General features: G+C 66.1%; 20 protein-coding genes. 15 read left to right on the top strand and 5 right to left on the bottom strand.

Annotation, left to right across the window (positions count from 1 at the left end):
• Window positions 1-23: 23 nt before the first annotated feature.
• Window positions 24-956: an ABC transporter ATP-binding protein gene (locus NS6_RS05420; protein ID WP_068037116.1), complete on the bottom strand. Its 933-nt coding sequence runs from the start codon at window positions 954-956 to the stop codon at window positions 24-26.
• Complete coding sequence (gene mptB, locus NS6_RS05415) at window positions 953-2,674, bottom strand: polyprenol phosphomannose-dependent alpha 1,6 mannosyltransferase MptB (RefSeq protein ID WP_068038054.1); 1,722 nt, start codon at window positions 2,672-2,674, stop codon at window positions 953-955. Before mptB ends, NS6_RS05420 begins: the two co-directional genes overlap by 4 nt.
• A 475-nt stretch (window positions 2,675-3,149) precedes the next feature.
• Here mptB and NS6_RS05410 point away from each other — a divergent pair, with 475 nt between their 5' ends.
• The 14 genes from NS6_RS05410 to NS6_RS05345 all read left to right on the top strand — a co-directional run bounded on the left by NS6_RS05410 (window position 3,150) and on the right by NS6_RS05345 (window position 17,567).
• Complete coding sequence (locus NS6_RS05410; protein ID WP_174552561.1) at window positions 3,150-4,016, top strand: helix-turn-helix transcriptional regulator; 867 nt, start codon at window positions 3,150-3,152, stop codon at window positions 4,014-4,016.
• Window positions 4,013-5,449, top strand: coding sequence for a Fe-S cluster assembly protein SufB (sufB, locus tag NS6_RS05405; RefSeq protein ID WP_068037112.1), 1,437 nt, complete (start codon window positions 4,013-4,015; stop codon window positions 5,447-5,449). Before NS6_RS05410 ends, sufB begins: the two co-directional genes overlap by 4 nt.
• Window positions 5,449-6,627, top strand: coding sequence for a Fe-S cluster assembly protein SufD (gene sufD, locus NS6_RS05400; RefSeq protein WP_068037109.1), 1,179 nt, complete (start codon window positions 5,449-5,451; stop codon window positions 6,625-6,627). The genes sufB and sufD overlap by 1 nt, the downstream gene beginning before the upstream one ends.
• A 41-nt stretch (window positions 6,628-6,668) precedes the next feature.
• The gene (sufC, locus tag NS6_RS05395) at window positions 6,669-7,439 is read left to right on the top strand and encodes a Fe-S cluster assembly ATPase SufC (protein ID WP_068037106.1); all 771 of its coding nucleotides are present in this window, start codon (window positions 6,669-6,671) and stop codon (window positions 7,437-7,439) included.
• 1 nt (window position 7,440) lies between these two features.
• Window positions 7,441-8,694 carry a cysteine desulfurase gene (locus tag NS6_RS05390; protein WP_068037104.1) on the top strand — a complete coding sequence of 418 codons (1,254 nt, stop codon included), beginning with the start codon at window positions 7,441-7,443 and terminating at the stop codon, window positions 8,692-8,694.
• A gap of 3 nt (window positions 8,695-8,697) precedes the next feature.
• The gene (sufU, locus tag NS6_RS05385; RefSeq protein WP_068037101.1) at window positions 8,698-9,204 is read left to right on the top strand and encodes a Fe-S cluster assembly sulfur transfer protein SufU; all 507 of its coding nucleotides are present in this window, start codon (window positions 8,698-8,700) and stop codon (window positions 9,202-9,204) included.
• Window positions 9,201-9,584, top strand: a complete 384-nt coding sequence (locus tag NS6_RS05380) for a metal-sulfur cluster assembly factor (protein ID WP_068037098.1) — start codon at window positions 9,201-9,203, stop codon at window positions 9,582-9,584. The genes sufU and NS6_RS05380 overlap by 4 nt, the downstream gene beginning before the upstream one ends.
• A gap of 826 nt (window positions 9,585-10,410) precedes the next feature.
• Window positions 10,411-11,988 carry an ATP-binding protein gene (locus NS6_RS05375; protein ID WP_068037095.1) on the top strand — a complete coding sequence of 526 codons (1,578 nt, stop codon included), beginning with the start codon at window positions 10,411-10,413 and terminating at the stop codon, window positions 11,986-11,988.
• Window positions 11,988-12,422: a roadblock/LC7 domain-containing protein gene (locus tag NS6_RS05370; RefSeq protein ID WP_051157625.1), complete on the top strand. Its 435-nt coding sequence runs from the start codon at window positions 11,988-11,990 to the stop codon at window positions 12,420-12,422. The genes NS6_RS05375 and NS6_RS05370 overlap by 1 nt, the downstream gene beginning before the upstream one ends.
• Window positions 12,419-12,766 carry a DUF742 domain-containing protein gene (locus NS6_RS05365; RefSeq protein WP_033241677.1) on the top strand — a complete coding sequence of 116 codons (348 nt, stop codon included), beginning with the start codon at window positions 12,419-12,421 and terminating at the stop codon, window positions 12,764-12,766. The genes NS6_RS05370 and NS6_RS05365 overlap by 4 nt, the downstream gene beginning before the upstream one ends.
• Entirely contained in the window at window positions 12,741-13,364 is a 624-nt protein-coding gene (locus tag NS6_RS05360; protein WP_068037092.1) for a GTP-binding protein, read from the top strand. Before NS6_RS05365 ends, NS6_RS05360 begins: the two co-directional genes overlap by 26 nt.
• The gene (locus NS6_RS05355; RefSeq protein ID WP_068037089.1) at window positions 13,361-14,632 is read left to right on the top strand and encodes a cytochrome P450; all 1,272 of its coding nucleotides are present in this window, start codon (window positions 13,361-13,363) and stop codon (window positions 14,630-14,632) included. The genes NS6_RS05360 and NS6_RS05355 overlap by 4 nt, the downstream gene beginning before the upstream one ends.
• Window positions 14,633-14,644: 12 nt before the next feature.
• The gene (locus tag NS6_RS05350) at window positions 14,645-15,862 is read left to right on the top strand and encodes a cytochrome P450 family protein (RefSeq protein ID WP_245669134.1); all 1,218 of its coding nucleotides are present in this window, start codon (window positions 14,645-14,647) and stop codon (window positions 15,860-15,862) included.
• Between the two features lie 436 nt (window positions 15,863-16,298).
• A complete protein-coding gene (locus tag NS6_RS05345) occupies window positions 16,299-17,567 on the top strand; it encodes a cytochrome P450 family protein (protein ID WP_210746608.1) in 1,269 nt (422 codons plus the stop codon).
• Window positions 17,568-17,638: 71 nt separating this feature from the next.
• Here NS6_RS05345 and NS6_RS05340 read toward each other — a convergent pair whose 3' ends face one another.
• The 3 genes from NS6_RS05340 to NS6_RS05330 all read right to left on the bottom strand — a co-directional run bounded on the left by NS6_RS05340 (window position 17,639) and on the right by NS6_RS05330 (window position 22,101).
• On the bottom strand, window positions 17,639-19,249 hold the full coding sequence (locus NS6_RS05340) for an ABC transporter permease (RefSeq protein WP_068037085.1): 1,611 nt from the start codon (window positions 19,247-19,249) through the stop codon (window positions 17,639-17,641).
• A complete protein-coding gene (locus NS6_RS05335) occupies window positions 19,246-20,157 on the bottom strand; it encodes an ABC transporter ATP-binding protein (protein WP_068037083.1) in 912 nt (303 codons plus the stop codon). Before NS6_RS05335 ends, NS6_RS05340 begins: the two co-directional genes overlap by 4 nt.
• A gap of 102 nt (window positions 20,158-20,259) precedes the next feature.
• The gene (locus tag NS6_RS05330; protein WP_068037080.1) at window positions 20,260-22,101 is read right to left on the bottom strand and encodes a flavin-containing monooxygenase; all 1,842 of its coding nucleotides are present in this window, start codon (window positions 22,099-22,101) and stop codon (window positions 20,260-20,262) included.
• Window positions 22,102-22,268: 167 nt separating this feature from the next.
• Here NS6_RS05330 and NS6_RS05325 point away from each other — a divergent pair, with 167 nt between their 5' ends.
• Window positions 22,269-23,282 (top strand): SMP-30/gluconolactonase/LRE family protein, encoded by a 1,014-nt coding sequence (locus NS6_RS05325; protein WP_068037077.1) that lies wholly within the window; start codon window positions 22,269-22,271, stop codon window positions 23,280-23,282.

Genomic DNA, 23,282 nt, shown 5'->3' with positions numbered 1-23,282 from the left:
GCGGAGGCGGAGGTTCCACTGCGTCATGCGCGCAGATCCCGTCCGGTGAGTTCCAGGAAAACATCCTCCAGCCGGCGCTGGTCGATCCGGATATCGGTGGCAAGGACGTTGACCCGGGCACACCACGCGGTCACCGTTGCCAGCACCTGCGGGTTGATCTCGCCCTCCACCAGATAGGAGCCGGGACTGGTTTCGGTGGGTGCGAACCCCTCCGGAAGAGCGCGCCGGAGCAGCTCCAGGTCCAGCCGCGGCGGTGCCGCGAAACGCAACTGCCCGGCCGCGCCGTGCGCGGTAACCTCCGCGGGTGTGCCGGAGGCGACGATCCGGCCGTGGTCGATGATCACCAGGTGGTCGGCCAATTCTTCGGCCTCGTCCATCAGGTGGGTGGTGAGCAGCACGCTGACTCCATCGCGGCGGAGTGCGTCGATCAGCTCCCACACCATGATCCGGGCCTGGGCGTCCATACCCGCGGTCGGTTCGTCCAGGAAGACGATCTCGGGCCGGCCCACCAGCGCACAGGCGAGCGAAAGCCGCTGCTGCTGACCGCCGGAGAGCCGCCGATAAGGTGTACGCCGGCTATCGGACAGTCCCAGTATGCCCAGCAGCCAATCGGGGTCCAGCGGATCGGCCGAATACGAAGCGACAAGGTCCAGCATCTCGCCGGCGCGGGCTCCGGGATATGCGCCGCCGCCCTGCAACATCACTCCGATCCGCGGCCGCAGCCGCTCGGAATCGGTGTGCGGATCGAGCCCCAGGACGCGGACCGTGCCGGCGTCCGGGCGCACGAAGCCCTCGCACATCTCCACCGTGGTGGTCTTACCGGCCCCGTTCGGCCCGAGCAGAGCGAATACCTGCGCCGGTTCGACGGTGAAACCGATACCGTCCACCGCGACGGTTTCGCCGTAATGTTTGGCGACGTGGTCCACCTGAACGGCGGGTACACGGGAAGCGGTCACGAGGTCACACCGTATGCCCCGGCCTGCTGTGACGGGGCCGACACCCCCTGCTGACCGCGCCATGGCAGGGCATTTCGGGTGACCACGATGAAAAGCACGGATACGATCACCGTCGCGACCGCGGACCCGACGATCTGGAAAACCTCGAGGTCGGCGCCGCGCGGCATGAGGATCACACTGACCACCGCGGAGATGCCGATGGCCGGAACCCGGAACACCGGCCGGGTGGCCCAGGCCGCCATGGGCACGATCGCCCAGAGCAGATACCACGGCTGGACCACCGGGAACAGCAGCACGATCGCGCCCAGCGATACGCCCAGCGCACCCACCGGGTGGATGCGGCCGGTCCAGGTCGCGACGAGCATACGCACGGTGATGTAGCCCGCCACGACCCCGGCGATGGGCCGGGTGATGCTCAGCAGTGCCGTGGTGTGATCGCCCAATCCGAGCAGGACACCGCCGAAACCGGTGACGATCCCCAGTGCCGTCGGCAGCGACATCCAGCTGCGTACCGCATTGGCCACGCTGACCGTATCGAGCCAGCCGAATCCCAGACCACTCGCCGTGCTGATCACCAGCGTTGTCAGCGCGGCAACAACACCGAGTAGCGCCGCGGCTTTGATGACCGGGCGTATCCCCGGACCCCAACGCCTGGCGAGGGCCATCCCCGCGAAACCGAGCACGATAATCGAAGTGATCTTGACCGATGAGGACAGGCTGACCGTGACCGCGCCCCCGATCAGCAACGCCCAGCCGCGAGCGTCCAACGGCGGCGGCCCTCCGTCGCCCGGCAGACCGTGGATGGCCCGCAACATGAGTTCGAGCCCGGCCAGCATCAGGCCGAGCATCAGCGCGTCGTTGTGTACACCGCCGATGAGATGGAAGAGCACGAGCGGGTTGGCCACTCCGAGCCAGAGGGCGCTCACCGGCGCCACCCCGCAGCGCCTCGACAGCCGCGGTAGCGCCCAGACGATCAGCGCGACTCCCGCCAGCGCCAGCAGCCGGTGTACCCAGACACCGGCGAGGATATTGTCACCGGTGATCTGGGCGATGCCGTGACCTATCCACAGGAACAGCGGACCGTACGGTGCCGGGGTTTCGCGCCAGATGTTCGGAACATTGTTGGTGAGGACATTGTCGATGCCGAGGCCCGCGACCGGACCCTCCACATAGGGATCGATCCCGCGGGCCGTGATCTCGCTCTGCGCGAGATACGAGTACACATCGTTGCTGAACATGGGTGGTGCGACGCAGAGCGGAATGATCCAGACGAGCAGGGTGCGGTCCAGCTGGCGGCGGGTGATCCGGCGCAGCGGTGAGCTGCCGAGGCCGCCGATGGCGAATCTGCCCAGTAGCAGCCACGCCAGGACGACCGTGACCGTACCGACCATGCACATCGCAAGTGATCCGGTGTGCGCCCGCGCGAAGATACCCAGCACCCGCATCCCGGATGTGGGGTTCTGGTGCACCGGTTGCGCACCGATACCGAGGGCGCTGATCGCCATCAACACTGTTCCGGTGACGCCCATCAGCCGGATTCGGTCCAGTTGCCGGAGTTCGCGGCGATCGAGCCCGGGTGCCTCGGATTCGTCGCTGTGCAGGACGGCGATGGTGTGATCCGAGGCTTTGACATCCAGTCCGAGGGCGCGCCGCGTCAGGTGCAGCGCGCGCTGCCGGAGCGATGCCGATGCGCCCGGGGCGCCTGCCTGTCCTGCCACGGCCACCGAGACTAGTTCGCCGGAGTCTCCGGTGGCCCCCTGGCCGCGGTGCACGGTGTGCCGGGTCGAGGGGGCCGGGTCGCCAGGGAGGGCTGCCGGCGCACCTCGTGCTGCCTCCGGACACCGCTCAGTTATCGGCCGCGCGGCCAGGTTGTAGTGGGGTGATCTCGCGCTCGGCACCCGGCGGGACACCGAGTCGCGCCGGCGTACGACCACGGGACGTATCTTCTCAGGACCGAGCGCTCGCCCTGTGCAGCCCGACAGCAAACCGATGGGAGACGGTTCGGCATCCGGCCCGCGCTGCTGCGGGAGTGAAGCAGATCACTGTAGATATTCGTTGCGGTCGAGGTGAACGGGACTTTCTCGGTGGAGCAGGGGTTTCCGGTTTCCGGCCGGAGTGGGCGGCGCTGTGACGCCCCTACTGGTCAGGGCACCCTTATTAGATTTCGGGAACGAATTCCGCCACACTGATGTTGTGAAAACTGTGGGTTTGCCGAATGTGGACGAAAGGGCTGGTCACCGGGCCGGTACCGGGTCCGTCGGCGCGCCCGTGATCGGCGGTGAAGGACAGACCCGGGCGGCGATCATTCAACTGCTGCTCGAGGAGGGCCCGATCACGGCGACCGCGGTCGGTATCGCGCTGGGGCTTGCCCCGGCCGGTGTGCGGCGCCATCTGGATGCGCTCATCGAATCCGGTCAGGCGCGGGCCGGCCGATCCGCGCCGTGGCAGCAGAAGGGGCGCGGACGTCCGGCCAAGCAGTATCAGCTCACCGCCGCTGGGCGCAGCATGCTCGGGCACGCGTACGACGATCTCGCCGGTGCGGCCATCCGGCAGCTGCGCGAGGTCGGCGGCGAGGATGCCGTTACGGCCTTCGCCCGGAAACGGGCACGCACCCTGGTCGACGGCATCGATCCGCTGCCCGCCCAGCGGACGGGGCAGTCGGCCGATCCCGTCGCGGCAGGGGACGATACCGTTCGGTCCGAAACGGTGGCCAAGGCCGACGAGATCGCCACGGCGTTGTCGGACGCCGGGTTCGCCGCGAGTACCCGGCGGGTGGGTGCGGGTGTGCAGATCTGCCAGCACCACTGCCCTGTCTCGCATGTGGCCGAGGAATTCCCCGAGCTCTGCGAGGCCGAGCTCGAGGCATTCCGGGAGGTGCTCGGCACGCATGTGCAGCGGTTGGCAACCATCGCCAACGGCGATTGCGCCTGCACAACGCATGTCCCGCTCACCGTCCTACCGGACCGGGCGGGCGGGCACCGACCGAACAACGCTTCACCATCAACCGTTGCACAGCCCGCAACGGACGTTACGAACGACTCCGGAAGGAGCGCCGAATGACGACCACCACCGACCAGGTGCCGCAGCTGACCCAGGAGGAGGCCATCGCCTCACTGGGCAACTACGGCTACGGCTGGGCCGACTCGGACGTGGCGGGCGCCAGTGCGCAGCGTGGGCTGTCCGAGGAGGTCGTACGCGATATCTCGGACAAGAAGAGCGAATCCTCCTGGATGCTGGAGAACCGGCTCAAGGCGCTGCGCATCTTCGATCGCAAGCCGATGCCGCACTGGGGTTCCAACCTCGACGGTATCGATTTCGACAACATCAAATACTTCGTGCGCTCGACCGAGAAACAGGCCGAGAGCTGGGAAGATCTCCCCGAGGACATCAAGAACACCTACGACAAGCTGGGCATCCCGGAGGCGGAGAAGCAGCGGCTGGTCTCGGGTGTCGCCGCACAGTACGAGAGCGAAGTCGTCTACCACCAGATCCGCGAGGATCTGGAGGAGCAGGGCGTGATCTTCCTCGACACCGATACGGCGTTGAAGGAGCATCCCGAGATCTTCCGCGAGTACTTCGGCACCGTCATCCCGGCCGGAGACAATAAATTCTCCGCGCTGAACACTGCGGTGTGGTCGGGTGGTTCGTTCATCTACGTCCCGCCGGGTGTGCACGTCGATATCCCGTTGCAGGCCTACTTCCGGATCAACACCGAGAACATGGGGCAGTTCGAGCGCACGCTGATCATCGTCGACGAGGACGCCTACGTGCACTACGTCGAGGGCTGCACCGCGCCGATCTACAAATCGGATTCGCTGCACTCGGCCGTGGTCGAGATCATCGTGAAGAAGGGCGGCCGCTGCCGCTACACCACCATCCAGAACTGGTCGAACAACGTCTACAACCTGGTCACCAAGCGGGCCAAGGCCGAGGCCGGCGCCACCATGGAGTGGATCGACGGCAATATCGGCTCCAAGGTCACCATGAAGTACCCGGCCGTGTGGATGACCGGCGAGCACGCCAAGGGTGAAGTGCTCTCGGTGGCGTTCGCCGGTGAGGGGCAGCATCAGGACACGGGCGCCAAGATGGTGCACCTGGCTCCGCACACCTCCTCGACCATCGTCTCCAAGTCGGTGGCGCGCGGCGGTGGCCGGGCCTCCTATCGCGGCCTGGTCCAGGTGAACAAGGGTGCGCACGGCTCGAAGTCGACGGTGAAATGCGATGCGCTGCTGGTCGATACCGTGAGCCGCTCCGATACCTACCCGTACGTCGATATCCGCGAGGACGACGTGACCATGGGCCACGAGGCGACCGTGTCGAAGGTGTCGGAAGACCAGCTGTTCTACCTGATGAGCCGCGGTCTCACCGAGGACGAGGCGATGGCGATGGTGGTCCGCGGATTCGTCGAGCCCATCGCCAAGGAACTCCCGATGGAGTACGCGCTCGAGCTCAACCGCCTGATCGAACTGCAGATGGAAGGAGCCGTCGGCTGATGGCCGTCGAAAACGTTGCCGAGGCCGCCGAGGCTCGCACGCCGGCGATCAACAAGGGCGAGGTGTTCACCTCCTTCGATGTGAACGCCTTCGAGATCCCCTCCGGTAAGGACGAGGCGTGGCGGTTCACCCCGTTGCGCCGGCTGCGCGGACTGCACAACGGCACCGCCACCGCGGACGGGCAAGCCGCTGTCGAGGTGACCGACGTTCCCGGCGTCACCGTGGAGACCGTGGGTCGTGACGATGCCCGGCTGGGCGCCGGCGGCACCCCTGCGGACCGGGTCGCGGCCCAGGCGTACTCGGGATTCGAGCGGGCCACGATCGTCTCGGTGGGCAGGGAAACCGAGGTCGCCGACCCCGTCGTTGTGCGGATCACCGGCCCGGGTGCGGGTAAGACCGCCTACGGACATCTGCAGGTGCGGCTGGCCGAATTCGCCGTCGTGACCGTCGTCATCGATCAGCGCGGCAGTGGAACCTACGCCGAGAACGTCGAATTCGTCCTCGGCGACAGTGCCAAACTCACCGTCGTCGCGGTTCAGGATTGGGCCGACGATGTGGTGCACGCGACCGCCCACCATGCCAACCTCGGTCGTGACGCCGTCCTGCGGCATACCGCCGTCACGCTCGGCGGTGATCTGGTGCGGCTGACCGGCACCGTGCGCTATGCCGGGCCGGGCGGCGACGCCGAACTGCTCGGTCTCTACTTCGCCGACGCCGGACAACATTTCGAACAGCGTCTGCTGGTCGATCACGCCGTACCGCACTGCAAATCGAATGTGCTGTACAAGGGAGCCCTGCAGGGCGACCCCGGTTCGCGTAAGGGTGATGCCCGCACGGTGTGGGTCGGAGATGTGCTGATCCGCGCCGCCGCCGAGGGCACCGACACGTTCGAGATCAACCGCAATCTCGTGCTCACCGACGGGGCGCGCGCCGATTCGGTGCCGAACCTGGAGATCGAAACCGGTGAGATCGTCGGCGCCGGACACGCGTCGGCGACCGGCCGGTTCGACGACGAACAGCTGTTCTATCTGCGGGCACGCGGTATTCCGGAGGACGCCGCACGTCGCCTCGTGGTGCGCGGTTTCTTCCACGAGATCATCCAGAAGATCGGGGTGCCCGACGTCGCCGAGCGGCTGGAGGCGGCCATCGAGGCCGAACTCGCCGCCATCGGCGCCTGACCGACCACCCAGCCACAGCCACCGAAGGAATTCAGAAACCGATGACCACCCTGGAAATCAAGGACCTGCACGCCGAGGTCGCCACCCCGGACGGCGATACCGTCAAGATCCTCAAGGGCGTGAACCTCACCGTGAAATCCGGTGAGACGCACGCCATCATGGGGCCCAACGGTTCGGGTAAGTCGACCCTGTCCTACGCGATCGCCGGGCATCCCAAGTACACCGTCACCAGCGGCTCCATCACCCTCGACGGTGAGGACGTGCTGGAGATGTCGGTGGATGAGCGGGCGCGCGCCGGCCTGTTCCTGGCGATGCAGTACCCCGTCGAGGTTCCCGGGGTCTCCATGTCGAACTTCTTGCGGACCGCCGCCACCTCGGTGCGCGGCGAGGCGCCGAAGCTGCGGCACTGGGTGAAGGAGGTGAAGGAGTCGATGAACGAACTCGATATCGACGCAGCCTTCGCCGACCGCAGTGTGAACGAGGGCTTCTCCGGCGGTGAGAAGAAACGGCACGAGATCCTGCAGCTGGGTCTGCTCAAGCCGAAGATCGCCATTCTCGACGAAACCGATTCGGGTCTGGACGTGGATGCGTTGCGCATCGTCTCCGAGGGCGTCAACCGTTACCGGGAGCGGGAGAACGGCGGGGTTCTGCTGATCACCCACTACACCCGCATTCTGCGTTATATCCAGCCGCAGTTCGTACATGTCTTCGTGGGCGGCCGTATCGTCGCCGAGGGCGGCGCGGAACTGGCCGAAGAACTGGACGCCAACGGTTATGTGAAATTCACTCAGACCGCGACCGCCGGAGCGTGATATGACAGCGACCCTCCCCGCCTTCGACGTCGCCCGGATCCGGGCCGACTTCCCGATCCTGAACCGTACGGTCCGGGATGGTAAGCCGCTGGTGTACCTGGATTCCGGTGCCACATCGCAGCGGCCGCTGGCGGTGCTGGACGCCGAACGCGATTTCCTGCTCGAAAGCAATTCGGCGGTACACCGGGGTGCGCATCAGCTGTCCGAGGAGGCAACCGACGCCTACGAGGCGGCGCGCGCCGAGATCGCCGGTTTCGTCGGTGCCGAAGCCGACGAGATCGTGTTCACCAAGAACGCCACCGAATCGCTGAACCTGGTGACGTACTCCTTCGCCGATGCGCGGTTCCCGTACCACGTGGGCCCCGGTGACGAGATCGTGATCACCGAACTCGAACACCACGCGAATCTCGTGCCGTGGCAGGAGCTGGCGCGGCGTACCGGCGCGACCCTGCGCTGGTACGGCGTGACCGAGGACGGCCGGATCGATCTGTCGTCGCTGGAGCTGTCGCCGGCCACCAAGGTCGTGGCCTTCACCCACCAATCCAATGTCACCGGGGCGGTGGCGCCGGTTGCCGAGCTGGTGCGCCGGGCCCGGGCCGTCGGGGCGCTGGTGGTGCTGGATGCCTGCCAGTCGGTACCGCACGCGCCGGTCGACCTCCACGCCCTGGACGTGGACTTCGCCGCCTTCTCCGGGCACAAGATGCTCGGCCCCTCGGGGGTGGGCGTGCTGTACGGAAAACGGGAGCTGCTCACCGAGACCCCGCCGTTCATCACCGGCGGCTCGATGATCGAAACGGTCACCATGGAGGAGACCACCTATGCTCCGCCGCCGCAGCGGTTCGAGGCCGGGGTACCGATGACCTCTCAGGTGATCGGGCTGGGGGCCGCTGTGCGGTATCTGCGGGATATCGGCATGGATGCGGTCGCTGCGCACGAGCATGCCCTGGTCGAGGCCGCGCTGGAAGGCTTGGGCGGGGTACCGGGTATCCGGATCGTCGGGCCTACCGAGAACATCGATCGCGGTGGTGCGGTGGCCTTCGTCGCCGACGGTATCCACGCACACGATCTGGGCCAGATCCTGGACGACGAGGGTGTGGCCATCCGGGTCGGCCATCACTGCGCCTGGCCGCTGCACCGGCGCTTCGGTATCGCCGCAACTGCCCGTGCCTCGTTCGCGTTGTACAACACCGTGGACGAGGTGGAGAAACTGGTCGCCGCGGTGCGGAAGGCTCAGAGCTTCTTCGGGGTTGCCTAGAACATGCGTATGGAGCAGATGTACCAGGAAGTGATCCTGGATCATTACAAGCACCCGCACAATCGCGGCTTGCGGGAGCCGTACGGCGCCGAGGTGCACCATGTGAACCCGACCTGCGGCGACGAGGTGACCCTGCGGGTGCATCTCGGCGACGACGGGGATGTCGCCGACGTGTCCTACGACGGACAGGGCTGTTCGATCAGCCAGGCGTCGATTTCGGTACTCACCGATCAGGTGATCGGCTTGCCGGTCACCGAGGCGCTGGGTGTCGTCGACTCGTTCAACCAGATGATCGGCAGCCGGGGTACCGTCGAGGGCGACGAGGACATTATCGGCGACGGGATCGCCTTCGCCGGCGTCGCCAAATATCCGGCCCGGGTGAAATGTGCGCTTTTGGGCTGGATGGCGTTCAAAGATGCGGTGCTCCGGATCGACGGTGCCGCCGATGCCGTTGTCCCGGCCGCCGCGACGCCGGAGACCGACCGAGCACGGAACGGGGAAACATCATGACCGAAACATCCGCCACCGAATCCACTACGGATTCCGCACCCGCCGAGGTCGAGCTGTCGGCCGAGGATCTCGCGCAGCTCGCTGATCTCGAGGAGGCGATGCGCGATGTGGTCGATCCCGAACTCGGTATCAATGTCGTGGATCTGGGCCTCGTGTACGGCCTGCGGGTCGAGGAGAGCACCGCGGTACTCGATATGACTCTGACCTCCGCGGCCTGCCCGCTCACCGATGTCATCGAGGACCAGTCGCGCAACGCGCTGGTGCGTAGCGGCCTGGTCGACGATCTGAAGATCAACTGGGTCTGGATTCCGCCGTGGGGTCCCGACAAGATCACCGAGGATGGTCGGGAACAGTTGCGGGCGCTGGGTTTCACCGTCTAGGCGGACTCGGCGCAACGTCAGCGACGCCGAATTCGGGCGGCGACCGATCGGTCGCCGCCCGAAATTGGTCTATACCCGATTTGGTCCGGACGGGCAGTTGGAAGCCATCCGCTGGCGTAGGCCGCTGCTGAGTCGATCGGAAACGGGCGCATTTCCTTGCGTTAATGCCGGTGTGCTACTGGAACCCGGGCATATTCGCGCATCCGAGTTCTGTAGGGCGGGCGGGGATTGTGCAGAGCGGCGCCATTGTTTTCTGTGCGGCCGGCTCCGGTATCGGTCGTATGGCCGGAAGATTCGGCCGAGGCTCCAATATCAATTTTCGGCGCGTGTCGCCAATCGCCGACCGACCGGTCCGGTTTCGTCTCCGTCGCTGGTGGTAGGGGACGGTCGCGTGATGTGGGCTGCGGCACGTGCGAGCCCGCTGGGTGGTCGCGGAGGAATCGAGTTCGTGATCTTCACCGGCGCAATACCTTTCCGCATTCCACGAGGTCCCTGGCGCTATCACGGATCGGTGACAATCGATTATCGACCGTTATTGAGAGAGTTCACGGCAATGCTGCTACTGTGAGCGAGTCGTCGGGTTCCGGGCCATCGAGGATGTGTTCCGATGGTCAGCGAGCGGCCGAATGACTTGTCCCTTAGTTACTTTCGAGTAGCCGAAAGTAACTAAGGGATATGTCACCGACCGAACCGCTGGTGCCCGGCGCGGACCTCATCCGGCCAGGGGCGAACATGGTCGGCGTCGCGAGGAAGGCGAGACGAAGCGCCGTGGCATGCCACGGCACCGCGTGGCGCACCTCGAGCCCCGTCAACGACGAGAAAGCTGATGAATCTGAATACCGCCGTGCTGCTTCCCTGGATCCTCGCCACCTTACTGGTGCTCGGCGTGGCGTGGTACGCCGTTCGGGCCGTGCGCGAACAACAGAAGCGCCTCTCCGTACTCGAGCGGGAGTTGGCCGTTCGCGAAGATGCTCTCGAACATCTCGCTGCCAGCACACTGCCCGCGCTATCGGAATCCGTACGCCGGTTCGAACAGACCGCCGTCGGTCCCGAAGTACCGCCGGGACTCGAGAACTCGCGCTTCGCGCAGTGCCTGCGCTGGATCCTCGATCGGGTTTCCGAAGATCTACGCACCGTCCAGACCGAAACCCGTGAAACCGTCACCCGGGAAACCGAAGAACAAACCCGCACAGCGATCACCACCGCCGAGCAGAACGTCCGCACCGAGGCCGACAGCGGCCGCGAGCGCGCCGAATCTCTTGCGCGCGAGGCGACCAGCGCGGCGGTGCGTTCCTTCGGTACCTCGGTGGTGAGCCTCGGCGCCGATGTCAGTCAGGTGGTGAGCGCCGCGCTGCGTGAACACCGTGACGACCGCGTGTACGAGACCCTCATCCGTATCGATCACACCGTGCAGCAGATGATCCGCCAGGCGCAGTCCTATGTGATCGTTTGTGGTGGCCTGCCCGGCCGCCGGTGGCCCGCCCAGTCGCTCACCGATGTGGTGGGCGGCGCGACCGGCCGTGTGCGCGACTATCTGCGCGTGCGGCCTGCCCAGCTCGACCGCGTCGTCATCAGCCGTGCGGTGGAACCGCTGGTGCACACCCTGGCCTCCCTCATCGACAATGCCCTGCGTTATTCGCCGCCCACCTCGTTCGTCGACGTCACCTTCCAGGAAGGTCATCACGGCGTGACCGTGATCGTCGACGACGCCGGCGTGCGGATGAACGCTGAGCAGATGGAGGAATCGCGCCAGGTTCTGGCCAACGAACGTACGGTCGATATCCATCAGCTGGGCCCGGCCCCCAAGGTCGGTTTCCCCGGCATCGCCGCCCTCGCTCGCCGCTACGGGTTCACCGTCTATATCGACGGCCCCAACGCCTACGGCGGTATGCGCGCCATGGTCTACATTCCGGAGGCACTGCTGGTTGCTCCAAAGGCCGATAACGACAACAACGCTCTCTCCAACGGTGGCTCGGCCCCCCGGGAGCTTGCCGCGGTCCCCGGGGGCCAGGCCTCCTCGGTATCGAGTGGTAACGGTAATGCCTTGGCCGGCAACACGATGTCGGCTCGGGGTGGTGCGCATGCCGCCACCGAGACCGGCGCCCACGCCGCGGTACCCGCGGCTGCCGAGGCGCCGGTGCCCGGCGGGTGGGCCTCGGCGGCCGAATCCGCCGAGGACACCGGCACCGAACAGCGGACAACCGTGCACGACATCACCAGCGGTGGCCTGCCCAGGCGGCGGCGCCGTGCGGCGTCCGTGCCTGCGGATATCAACGATCGTCTGTCCGGGCAGTCCAGGACCGAACAGGGGCAGGCTCGCCCCGACATCGCCGCCGCCTGGCAGAGCGGCTCCAAGAGCGGCCGAGCCGCCGCATCCGAAAACACCGAAGGGATGACATCCTGATGGGTTCACCGAGGACAGTGGTATCAGACAGCACCAATAAACTGGGCTGGTTACTGGACGATCTCGAGGTTCCCGGCGTCCGATTCGCCGTTCTGCTCTCCGAGGACGGGCTCCGTATCGCGCATTCTGCCGGCATCGCCAAAGACGATGCCGAACGGTTCGCGGCCGCAGCCTCGGGCTTGCGTTCGCTGGGCAAAGCGCTCGGGGAATTCTGCGGCAGCACCGGAAACGATGTACGGCAGAACATGACCGAATACGACCAGGGCATGATCATGATCACCGCCGCCGGCGAGGGCGCACTACTCGGCGTGGCGACCATGACCGATATCGATGTGGGTCTCATCGCGCATCGCATGAATGAGCTCGCCGGCCGGGTGGGCCACGAGCTCGGTAGTGAGCCCCGCAGAGGCGCACACGGCGGCGATCTGCAATGAGCCGGTCGCGGCGTGACCCAGACCTGGTCCGTGCCTACGTGCGGACCGGCGGGCGCTCGCGTCCGACCCGCGAGCTGGGCCTGGTGACGCTTGTCGTCGCCGTATCGGACCCGGCGCCGGGCGCCACTCCGGACGCGCGCCGGGTGGTCGATGTATGCGCTCGCGGTGCCCTGTCGATCGCGGAGGTCGCCGCGTATCTCGACCTGCCGCCGTCGGTGGTGACGATCGTCGTCTCCGATCTGCTGGACAGCGGACACCTGAATATCCCGACCCCGGCGGAGATCATGCCGGAGATCGCCCTGCTCGAGGAGGTACTCAATGGGCTCCGTGCTCTCCCGGCCTGATCGGTCCGCGGATTACGGCCGCGCGGTCGACTATGTTGCGGAGACGGTGACCCGGTCGGTGAAATTGCTGGTCGCCGGAAATTTCGGCGTCGGCAAAACCACCTTCGTGAGCAGTGTTTCGGAAATCAAACCGCTGCGTACCGAAGAGACCATCACCGAGGCCAGCGTCGGGATCGACGATCTGGGCGGACTGGGGTCGAAAACAACGACGACGGTCGCGATGGATTTCGGCCGCATCACACTCAATCCCGAGTTGGCGCTGTACCTCTTCGGCACACCGGGGCAGCAGCGGTTCATCCCGCTGTGGGAGGAACTGGCCAAGGGCGCCCTGGGTGCCCTGGTGCTGGTCGACACCCGGCGGATCGAGAAGGCCGATGAGGTGCTCGCTACGTTGGAGGAGCGTGGTGTGCCCTACGCCGTCGGCGTGAACGAGTTCGAGGGATCGAGTCGCTTTCCGCTGTCGGAGATTCGTGAAGCGCTGGACCTGACCGAAGACACTCCGCTCGTCGCGCTCGACGCCCGGGATCGGCGTACCTGCCTGCAGGGGCTGATCACGCTCGTCGAATATCTGTTCCATCGATTGGAGTCTCGTCGTTGACCACGCAGCACTCTCCGGTTCCGCAGCAACAACCTCCGTTCGCCGGTTCGCCGGTTGTCCGCGGAGAACCCACCGGAGGCGTTGGCCCGCGATTCAGTCTCTATACCGAGGAGTTCGCCGGCGACCCGCACCGCGCCTATGTCGCTATGCGTAGCCGGTACGGTTCACTGGTTCCCATCGACCTGGCTCCGGATGTTCCGGCCACTTTGGTGATCGGGTATGAGGCAGCGGTCCGGATTCTCAACGATCCCGATCGATTTCCGGCCGATCCGCGGACCTGGCAGACAAGTATCCCGCCCGATTCGCCGGTCCGGCCGATGATGGAGTGGTATCCGAATGCGCTCCGCAACAGTGGTGACCTGCATCTGCGCTATCGCCAGGCGTATGTGCACGCGATCGACGGGATCGACCTGCACGAGTTGAACCAGACAGTGGAGCGGCTTGCCGTTCCACTGATCAACTCGTTCTGTGAAACCGGAAAGGCTGATCTCGTCACGCAATACGCCTTTCCGCTGGTCTTCGAGGTGCTCAACCGGATGGTCGGGTGTACGCCGGAACTGGGGGAGCGGGTGGCCAACGGGATGGCCGCGCTGTTCGATACGGTCAACGCCGAGTGGGGGATGAAACATCTGAGCGAAGCGTTGATGGAACTGATTTTCCAGAAGCGCTCCGACCCGGGTAGCGATGTCACCTCACGGCTGGTCCACCATCCGGCGAAATTGGATGACGAGGAGCTGCTGTCGAACCTGATCAGCTTCTACGGCGCCGGTGTGGAACCGCAGCAGAACTTGATCAACAACACCCTGCTGCTGATGATGACCGACGAGCGGTTCGGCGGAAGTATGCTCGGCGGCAGTCTGTCCACCCGGGATGCGCTGGACGAGGTGTTGTTCAACGACCCGCCGATGGCGAATTTCTGCACCACCTACCCACGTCAGCCGATTCTCGTGGAGAACACCTGGCTACCGGCCCACCAGCCGGTGCTGATCAGCCTGTCCGCGTGTAACAACGATCCGGCCATCCGGGGCGGCGACCATATCGGTAACCGGTCCCACCTGGCCTGGAGTATCGGTCCGCATACCTGCCCGGCGAAGTCTCCGGCGCTCGTCGTGGTCCAGGGCGCGATCGACCTGCTGCTGGACGCGCTCCCGGAGCTGGAGCTGGCGGTGCCGTCCGAAGAAATCGGCTGGCGCCCGGGGCCTTTCCACCGTGCCCTGGCGGCGTTGCCGGTCTCCTTTCCGCCCGCGCCGCCCCTGAACACCGTGTAAGGAGAACGTTCGTTGGAACGCGAAACCCTCGTGCTGGATATGGCCGGCACCGATGTCGTCGGTGAATCCGCTCGGTTGCGTGCCCGGGGACCGGCGGCATTGGTGGAATTGCCCGGCGAGGTCCCGGCTTGGGCAGTCACCGATGCGGCGGTACTGAAGAGCCTGCTGGCGGACCCCAGGGTGTCGAAGGATCCGCGGCAGCACTGGACGGCGTTCGCCAATGGCGAGATCACCGAAGACTGGCCGTTGCTGCCGTGGATCGCGGTGGAGAACATGTTCACCGCCTACGGCGCCGACCATCGGCGGCTGCGCAAATTGGTATCGCCCGCGTTCACCCATCGCCGGACCGTAGGCCTGCGGCCCAGGGTCGAGGCATTGGTCGGCGAACTCCTCGGCAAACTGGCCGCTGTCCCGGCCGGTGAGGTCGTCGACCTGCGTGAGAGCTACGCCTATCCGGTGCCGATCCAGGTGATCACCGAACTGCTCGGGGTCCCGGATACTCTGGGCCCCGGCCTGCGAGTCTGTGTCGACCGGTATTTCGACACCACCATCGGGCAGGACGAGGCCCAGGCCAACTATGTCGAGATGTACGGGCTGGTGGCCGAACTCGTTGCCTACCGGCGGGCGAACCCCGGGGACGACATCACCAGCGTGATGATCACGAACCGAGACGAGGACGGCTCGCAGCTCGCCGAGAATCAGATCATCGATACGCTGATGCTGGTCATCAACGCGGGGCACGAGACGACGGTCAACCTGCTCGACCAGGCCATCGTCGCACTGCTTACTCATCCGCAGCAGCGCGCCGCCGCGCTGGCCGGCGAAATCGGCTGGTCGGATGTGGTGGAGGAGACGCTGCGCTATCAGGCCCCTGTCGCGCATCTGCCGCTGCGCTTCGCGGTGGAGGATATCGAGATCGAGGGCCTGCGTATCGGTAAGGGTGAAGCCATCCTCGCGTCGTACGCGGCTGCCAGCCGTGACCCGAAAGTGCACGGCCCCTCCGCGGATACCTTCGATGCGGCCCGCGCGGTCAAAGACCATATCGCCTTCGGGCACGGCGCCCACCATTGCATCGGCGCGCCGCTGGCCCGGATGGAGGGCGAACTGGCGCTGCCCGCATTGTTCGAGCGTTTCCCGAACATGCGGTTGGCGGTGGAGCCGGGCGAGTTGAAACCCGTGGTGAGTTTTGTTTCCAACGGGCATCAGGAATTGCCCGTGTACCTGTCCTGATGCCGGTGCCGTGCGCAGGGCGGATTCATCATGCCGACGGCTCGTCGCGCCGGCCGCACGGCTGTCCGGCGCGGTCGCCCGCGTACGCAGTGGTCGAGGTGGCGATCGACCAGTTGCTCGACGCTCTCCCGGAACTCGAGCCGGCGGCCCCGGCCGACCGGCTCGTCTGGCATCAGGGGAGCTTTGGCCGCCGTGCCGGTTGTGTTGCGCCCACGTCGTACTGGACCCCGTGTAGGGAGCCGGTTGCACGGTGAAGAGTTCTTCGATGAGCACGAGCATTCGCCTGTGCGCCGGCGTTGTGGCCGGTAGCGTACGACCCACAACTTCATTGCTGATGGCTCGTCGCGGACGTCGCTGAACGGGAGGTATGGGTCGGCGAATAGGTCTGCGAACCCGCACTATTCGCCGATTCATTCGAACCTCGGAGTGTGATGTCTTGACCACAGCGAAAACTGACCGGTACGACGCCATCGACTGCGTCCCGCTCTCCCACGGATCTCCCGGCGACACCACCGGTCCGCGAATCCCCCTGTATACCGAGGACTTCGCAGCCGACCCGCATAAGATCTACCGGGAGATGCGCGAACGCTTCGGCTCGCTGGCTCCGGTGGAACTGGCGCCGGGCGTTCCGGCCACCTTGGTGATCGGATATCACACCGCGGTGCGAATCCTGCACGATCCCGAGCATTTCCCGGCCGACCCGCGCGTCTGGCAGCAGGGTGTGCGGGCTGACTGCCCGGTGCTGCCGATGATGGAATACCGCCCGAACCCGCTGCGCACCGTGGGACACGACCGGGCGCGCTACCGATCGGCCGCGGTGGCGGCGATCGGTGGTGTCGATATGCACGAACTGCACGCGATCATCGAGAAGATCTCGGTCCCGCTGATCAACTCGTTCTGCGCGGACGGTTACTGCGATGTGGTCGGCCAGTACGCGTCCCCGCTCATCTTCGCCACCCTCAACGCGATACTCGGTTGCCCGCCCGAACTCGGGCATCGGGCGGCACAGGGACTGGCGGCGATGTTCGACACGGTGGACGCGGTGGCGGGAAATGCGACGCAGGCCGACGCCCTGCTCGAGCTGGCCCGGCTGAAACGCCTGCAACCGGGCGAAGATATCACCAGCCGCCTCGTGCAGCATCCGGTTCATCTCAGCGATGAGGAAACCCGCCAGCAGCTGGCGCTGATCTATGGCGCCGGTACCGAGCCGCCGCAGAACCTCATCGCGAATACCTTGCTACTGATGCTCACCGATGAGCGTTTCGCGGCAACGGTCCTCGATGGCAGCCTGTCCACCCGCGATGCACTCGACGAGGTGCTGTTCAACGATCCGCCGATGGCGAACTACTGCATCAGTTATCCGCGCCAGCCCATACTGATCGACGGTATCTGGCTGCCGGCGCATCAACCGGTGCTGATCAGTATGAGCGCCTGTAACAACGATCCCGCGGTCCATACCGGCGGGCTCGCCCACAACCGGTCGCATCTGGCGTTCAGCATCGGCCCGCACAGCTGCCCGGCCCAGTCGGTGGCGCTGATGGTCGTACGTGATGCTATCGACCAACTGCTGGACGCGATCCCCGAAATGCGGCTCGCCGTACCGCGTACGGAACTGCGCTGGCGTCCGGGACCGTTCCATCGAGCCCTGGTCTCGCTGCCTGTCACCTTCCCCGCGAGTCCGCCGATACTCACCGGCGGTCACTGAAGCTACCGGCCGGAATCAGGTTGATTCGTCTTCGTGTGCTACCCCGGTAGCGTGACGCGCTCGCGCGGCGATCAGTTGGTTTCCAGGTCGCGGCGGCGGAAGCCGAACGCGCCCGCCGCGCAGAGAATCAGGGCCACCGCCAGAGTGATCAGAACCGGGGCGAGGTCGAACGATTGGGCAGGTACCAGCGGGATGTTGTCGAACGGCGACAGGCTCATCAGCCAGCCGGGGAACTTCAGCGTCGCGCCGAACATCAGCACGACCATGCAGAAGGCCATCGCCAGCCAAGCAGCGGCCGTGGCCTGCGGGGCGAAACCGAAGAGGAACAGGGTGATGCCACCGAGCACCCACACCGCCGGGAGGTAGGTCAGCGCGGCACCGGTCAGCGTCAGCGCTTGCGATAGATCGCCGGCCAGGATGCCGTAGGTGAGGCCCATCCCGAACCCGCTGAGCCCGGCCACGAGCGCCGATCCCGCCAGCATGATCACCGCATGCCCGGCCAGCCAGCGCCACCGGGTGAGCTGTGTGGAGAGCAGTGGTTCGGCAAGTCCTGCCGCTTCCGCACCGCGGGGGCACAATCCGGCGGAGATCGTGTACGCCGAACCGATGATCGCCAGTATCGCCACGGCCATCGCATAGAAAGCGTCGACCATACTGCCCATGTTCTGGCCCAGCACCTGATTCAGGTCGATTTCCCCCAGCAGATCCTCGACATCGTCGCCGATCGTGCCGAAGGCCAGGCCGCCGAAAAACATACCCAGCGCCCAGCCGATCAGGCTGCCGCGCTGGAGCCGCCAGGCCAGCCCGAACGTGCCGTGCAAGGATTCGGGTGCCCGCGCCGGACCGGGCCGGGGCGGTAGCAACCCGGCGCCGAAATCCCGCCGGTCCAGCACCCGTGCCGCCGCCACCCCGGTTCCGATGGCGGCCACCACCGACAGCAGCGCCGGCCACCAGATCTCATTGTCATAGGGCCGCATCGCCTGGCCCCAGCCCAGCGGCGAGAACCAGGACAGGACGCCGTTGCCGACATCGCCGACCGCGCGCAGCAGATACGAGATCCCCAGGACAGCGCCTGTGATCGCATAGACGGTGCGGGTACTCGCGCTGAGCTGGGCCGCCAGCAGGGCTACCGCGCCGAACACCACCCCGGCGCAGGTGGCGCCGACCCCCAGCGCGATCGAGCCCGCAACAGGGAGGCCGTAACCGATCAGGCTGAGCGCGATCGCCGCCCCCAGCACGATATTCGCGGCCACCGTCACCACCGTCGCTGCGCAGGCCGGGGCGTAGCGGCCCACCACACCCGACCGAATCAGTTCGTCCCGGCCGGATTCCTCGTCGGACCGGGTGTGCCGGCCGATGAGGAACATGCTCATCAACCCGGCCACCAGCATGCCGAACGCGGCGGACTGGAAGGCGACCTGACCTTCGACCGTGTTCAGCGCCCGCGGTGGTCCCGCCATCGCGATCATCGCGGCATTACTGCCCAAACTCTCGGCGAGCGCATCCAGTTCGGCCTGTCCCGGATAGGCGGCGTCGAGCGCGACCGCCTGCGACCAATAGATCAGGGTGCCACCCACGATCCAGGCCACCAGCGACAAGCGTTCCCGGCGCAGCGCGAACCGGGTGAGGACTCCGGTCCCGGTCAATGTGCCCGCATACCGGGCCGAATCCCGCACGATCACGATTCCGGCACCCCCGCCGCCGCCAGTTCGTCGCCATAGTGGCGCAGGAACAGTTCTTCGAGAGTCGGGGGTTGACTGGTCAGTGTGCGGATACCGAAAGGCGCCAGATGTTGCATCGCCGAACCCAGGTCGACAGTGTCGACCTGGAAGCGGACCCGAGTCCCGTCGGCGATCAGATCGTGTACGCCACGTAGTTCGTCCAGGCCGGTGACCGGACGCTGGGTGTCCACGTCGATGGAGGTCCGGGTGAGGTGACGAAGTTGTGTGAGCGTCCCGGACTCCACCGCCCGGCCGTGCCGGATGATGGTCACCCGGTCGCACAGTGCCTCGACCTGCGCCAGGATATGGCTGGACAGCAGAACGGTCCGCCCTGCCCGGCGCACCTCCTCCACACATTCCTGGAATACCGCCTCCATCAAGGGATCCAGGCCTGCCGTGGGCTCGTCGAGCAGCAGTAGTTCCACATCGGAGGCCAGTGCCGCGACCAAGGCGACCTTCTGCCGGTTTCCCTTGGAGTACGTCCGGCCTTTCTTGGTCGGGTCCAGGTCGAAACGTTCGAGCAGATCCTTACGTCTGTTCTCGTCCAGGCCGCCGCGGAGCCGACCGAGCAGATCGATCACCTCACCGCCGGTGAGGCCGGGCCACAAGTTCACATCGCCCGGAACGTAGGCGAGTCGGCGATGCAGTTCGGCGGCCCGCGACCACGGGTCGCCGCCGAGTAACCGCGCCGATCCGCCGTCGCTACGCAGCAGACCCAGCAGCACGCGGATGGTGGTGGATTTGCCGGCCCCGTTGGGGCCGAGGAAACCGTGGACCTCACCGGCGCAGACCTGCAGGTCGAGCCCGTCCAGGGCGCGAGTGCGGCCGAATTTCTTCACCAGACCGGAGATATCGATCGCGGCTGTCATGGCTGCACCCTATTCCGGTGCCGCCGGAATTCGCGGGTTTTCCGTGCCGGGATATCGGGTGCCCGGGACGGAGCCCGGCCGGGCGTGTGGACGGTGCTCAGGTCACCGTGCCGCCGGTTCCGGTTGCGGAGCGGGACCGCCGATGGAGTTCCTGGCCCGGAGTGCTTCGCTGATGGATTGCGCCCGCCACTGCCGCAGCAGCTCATGGAAGGCGAAGGCGCCGTGCGGATACGCGCCCGCTCCGTTGGTCCGCCCGCGCCCCTCTCGGTTGTAGTAGCCGGGTGTGCACTCGGCGTGGAACCACTCGTGGTCCGGGGCGTCCCGCGCGAGGGTTTCGAGCCAGGCGTTCTCGGCGGCGCGTGACGGTTCGACGAGGGCGTGCGCGGCCTCGGCGGCCGCGACGAGGATGGCGGCATGGCAGGCTTGTTCGTCCAGGATATGGGTGAAGTTGACGCTACTGGCATTTTGCTGGGGGCCCATATGGATCAGGTTCGGGAACCCGTTGCTGGTGAATCCGTGTAAGGTCCGGGTGCCGTGCTGGTCCCACGCGTCGAGTAACAGGGTGCCGCCCCGGCCCCGGACCGGGAGTTTGCCGGAGCGGATACCGGAGATACCGACGGAGAATCCGGTGGCGAAGACCAGGCAGTCGAGTTCGTATTCGCTACCGTCGACGACGACGCCGTTCTCGGTGACCCGCTCGATCCCGTGCGTATCCGCTGTGTCGACCAGGGTGACATTGCTGCGATTGAACGCCGGATAGTAGTTGTCGGAGAACGTGGGTCGTTTGCAGGCGTACCGGTACCAGGGCGCGAGTTTTTCCGCGGTGCCGGGATCCGTGACGGTCTGCCGGACGCGGTCGCGGATATGGTTCATCTGCACGGCATCGGCTATTTCATAGGCGGCTTCGAAGGTTTCCCGGTCGCCGCGCCTCCGGAAGCTGGGCAACAACTTCTCCAATAGTTCTGCCGCCGCCGTCCACCCGTCGGCCACCAGATCTTCCTCGGCTGTTTCGCCGGAGACTATGCGCAAAAAGTTCTCCCGGCGTTCCCGGGCCCATCCCACGCGGTCCGCACCGACATCTCCGGCCGTCGTCCGGCGGTTGGCGCGGATATCGACAGTAGAGGGAGTGCGCTGAAAGACATAGAGGTGCGCGGTATCCGCGGCCAGCATGGGAACGACCTGTACCCCGGTTGCGCCGGTGCCCACGACGCCCACGCGTTTGTCCCGGAGCCCGGCCATCCCGCCGTCCGCAGTGCCGCCGGTGTAGCCGTAATCCCAGCGGGACGTGTGGAAGGTGTGCCCCCGGAAGTCCTGGATACCGGGAATCCCCGGCAGTTTCGGTTCGGTCAGGGTGCCGGTGGCGGTGATGACGTACCGAGCCGCGAAGGCGTCCCCGCGGTCGGTCGTCACAATCCAGTGCTCGGTGGTGTCATCCCAGGTCAGGTCGGTGACGGTGGTGGAGAACAGGGCGTCCGGGTAGAGCTCGTACTTTTCCGCTATCCGGATCGCGTGGCGCCGTATCTCCTCGCCGGGTGAGTACTTCCATTCCGGCACGTATCCGGTCTCGTCGAGCATGGGCAGGTAGACGTGCGATTCGATATCGCAATGGATGCCCGGGTAGCGGTTCCAATACCAGGTGCCGCCGAAATCGCCCGCTGTATCGATGATCCGGACCCGTTCCACGCCCTGCCGGCGTAGGTGCGCTCCGGCCAGGATTCCGCCGAATCCGCCGCCGACGACGGCAACATCCACGGTATCGTGCAGCGGCGCGCGCCCGGCTATCTCGCCCACATAGGGGTCGGCGGCGTAGTAGCCGAATTCGGCGTCGGTGCCCAGGTATTGGCCTGCGCCGTCGGGCCGTACGCGTCGTTCCCGTTCGTGGTGATAGCGGCGCCTCAGTGCGACGAGGTCTTCGGGGGCCGGCGCCGGCGCGGACGATGTCATGGGTGTGGGCCTCGATTCTTTCCGGCTGTCGGGGGCCGGCCATATCTCCGGCTACTGGTGAACTGCTCTCGGCGGGAGCGGCCTTCACCTACGGTAACAAGTACCGGACAATACTGTCCGGTTAGGGTTGTGGTCACGACCGCCCTGGAAGAAAGAGTGAAACCTCCATGCGACGACCTCGGATTCGATCCCTGACGGCATCGGCCACGCTCGCGGTGCTGGTCCTGACCGGGTGCAGTACCGGCGGCGGCGACGACGGAACACCACGCAACGGCGTGGGCCCGACCATCGCCGCCCAGGAGTTCATGCGCCTGAAAACGGCACCGGACAAGAACGGAATGACCCTGCTGGAGGGACCGGCATTCGACGAGGACGGTGGATTGATCGTCGTCGACGTTCCCGCACCAGCCGGCAAGCCGAAAGTGATGCGGGTCGATATCGAACAGAAGACCTCGCATTCGCTGTTCACCGACGACCGGGGCGCCTACACATCGGCCCAATTCAGCCCGTACGACGGCCGGCTCTACCTGACCGACTTCGCCCACGGCGAGATCGTTTCGCTGGCTCCCGGCGGCACCGATCGCCGGACTTTCTTCACCGGTCCCGTCGACGGGGCCGGGATGCAGCCCGACGATATCGCCTTCGACCAGGCCGGCAACCTCTACATCAGCGATTCCCGGGGTCTTTCCGACGGCGCAGCCATCGGACGGGTGGTGCGGATCGACCGGTCGGGCAAGAATGCCACCGTCCTGGCCGACGGCCTGGCCGCGCCGAACGGGATCTCCTTCGATCCGGACTATCGCGGGCTGTGGATCAGCGAACTGATCGAGAACCGAATCTCCTACCTGCACCTCGGTGAGAAGGGCGGGACCGGCCCCCGGCACACCGCCATCCGCGTCGACGGAGGTATCGCTCAGACCGACTCGATCGCAGTGGACGCGGCGGGCAATCTCTACCAGGCCATGCACGGAAGGGCCGCCATGTTCGTGTACAGCCCGAGTGGTGAACGGCTGGCGACAGTGGAATTACCGGACGGCGCCGACGGCCTGGAATCGGCGACCAATGTGGCGATCACACCGGGTGCAACCACGGCGTACCTGACCGTCAGTGGCCCCGCCGGTGGCTACCTGTACACGTTCGAGGCGCTCGCGGAGGGGATCCGCCAGTCGAACGGCGGGTGA

This window comes from Nocardia speluncae NBRC 108251, from assembly GCF_001613245.1.
GTDB lineage: Bacteria > Actinomycetota > Actinomycetes > Mycobacteriales > Mycobacteriaceae > Nocardia > Nocardia speluncae.
Note: the sequence above shows the minus strand (reverse complement) of the source record. Positions and strands in the feature narration are given on the sequence as shown.

Coding starts and splice junctions, on each gene's coding strand:
- sufB (WP_068037112.1), top strand. CDS start 4,013: ATGACGACCACCACCGACCAGGTGCCGCAGCTGACCCAGGAGGAGGCC.
- sufD (WP_068037109.1), top strand. CDS start 5,449: ATGGCCGTCGAAAACGTTGCCGAGGCCGCCGAGGCTCGCACGCCGGCG.
- sufC (WP_068037106.1), top strand. CDS start 6,669: ATGACCACCCTGGAAATCAAGGACCTGCACGCCGAGGTCGCCACCCCG.
- NS6_RS05390 (WP_068037104.1), top strand. CDS start 7,441: ATGACAGCGACCCTCCCCGCCTTCGACGTCGCCCGGATCCGGGCCGAC.
- sufU (WP_068037101.1), top strand. CDS start 8,698: ATGCGTATGGAGCAGATGTACCAGGAAGTGATCCTGGATCATTACAAG.
- NS6_RS05380 (WP_068037098.1), top strand. CDS start 9,201: ATGACCGAAACATCCGCCACCGAATCCACTACGGATTCCGCACCCGCC.
- NS6_RS05375 (WP_068037095.1), top strand. CDS start 10,411: ATGAATCTGAATACCGCCGTGCTGCTTCCCTGGATCCTCGCCACCTTA.
- NS6_RS05370 (WP_051157625.1), top strand. CDS start 11,988: ATGGGTTCACCGAGGACAGTGGTATCAGACAGCACCAATAAACTGGGC.
- NS6_RS05365 (WP_033241677.1), top strand. CDS start 12,419: ATGAGCCGGTCGCGGCGTGACCCAGACCTGGTCCGTGCCTACGTGCGG.
- NS6_RS05360 (WP_068037092.1), top strand. CDS start 12,741: ATGGGCTCCGTGCTCTCCCGGCCTGATCGGTCCGCGGATTACGGCCGC.
- NS6_RS05335 (WP_068037083.1), bottom strand. CDS start 20,157: ATGACAGCCGCGATCGATATCTCCGGTCTGGTGAAGAAATTCGGCCGC.
- NS6_RS05330 (WP_068037080.1), bottom strand. CDS start 22,101: ATGACATCGTCCGCGCCGGCGCCGGCCCCCGAAGACCTCGTCGCACTG.
- NS6_RS05325 (WP_068037077.1), top strand. CDS start 22,269: ATGCGACGACCTCGGATTCGATCCCTGACGGCATCGGCCACGCTCGCG.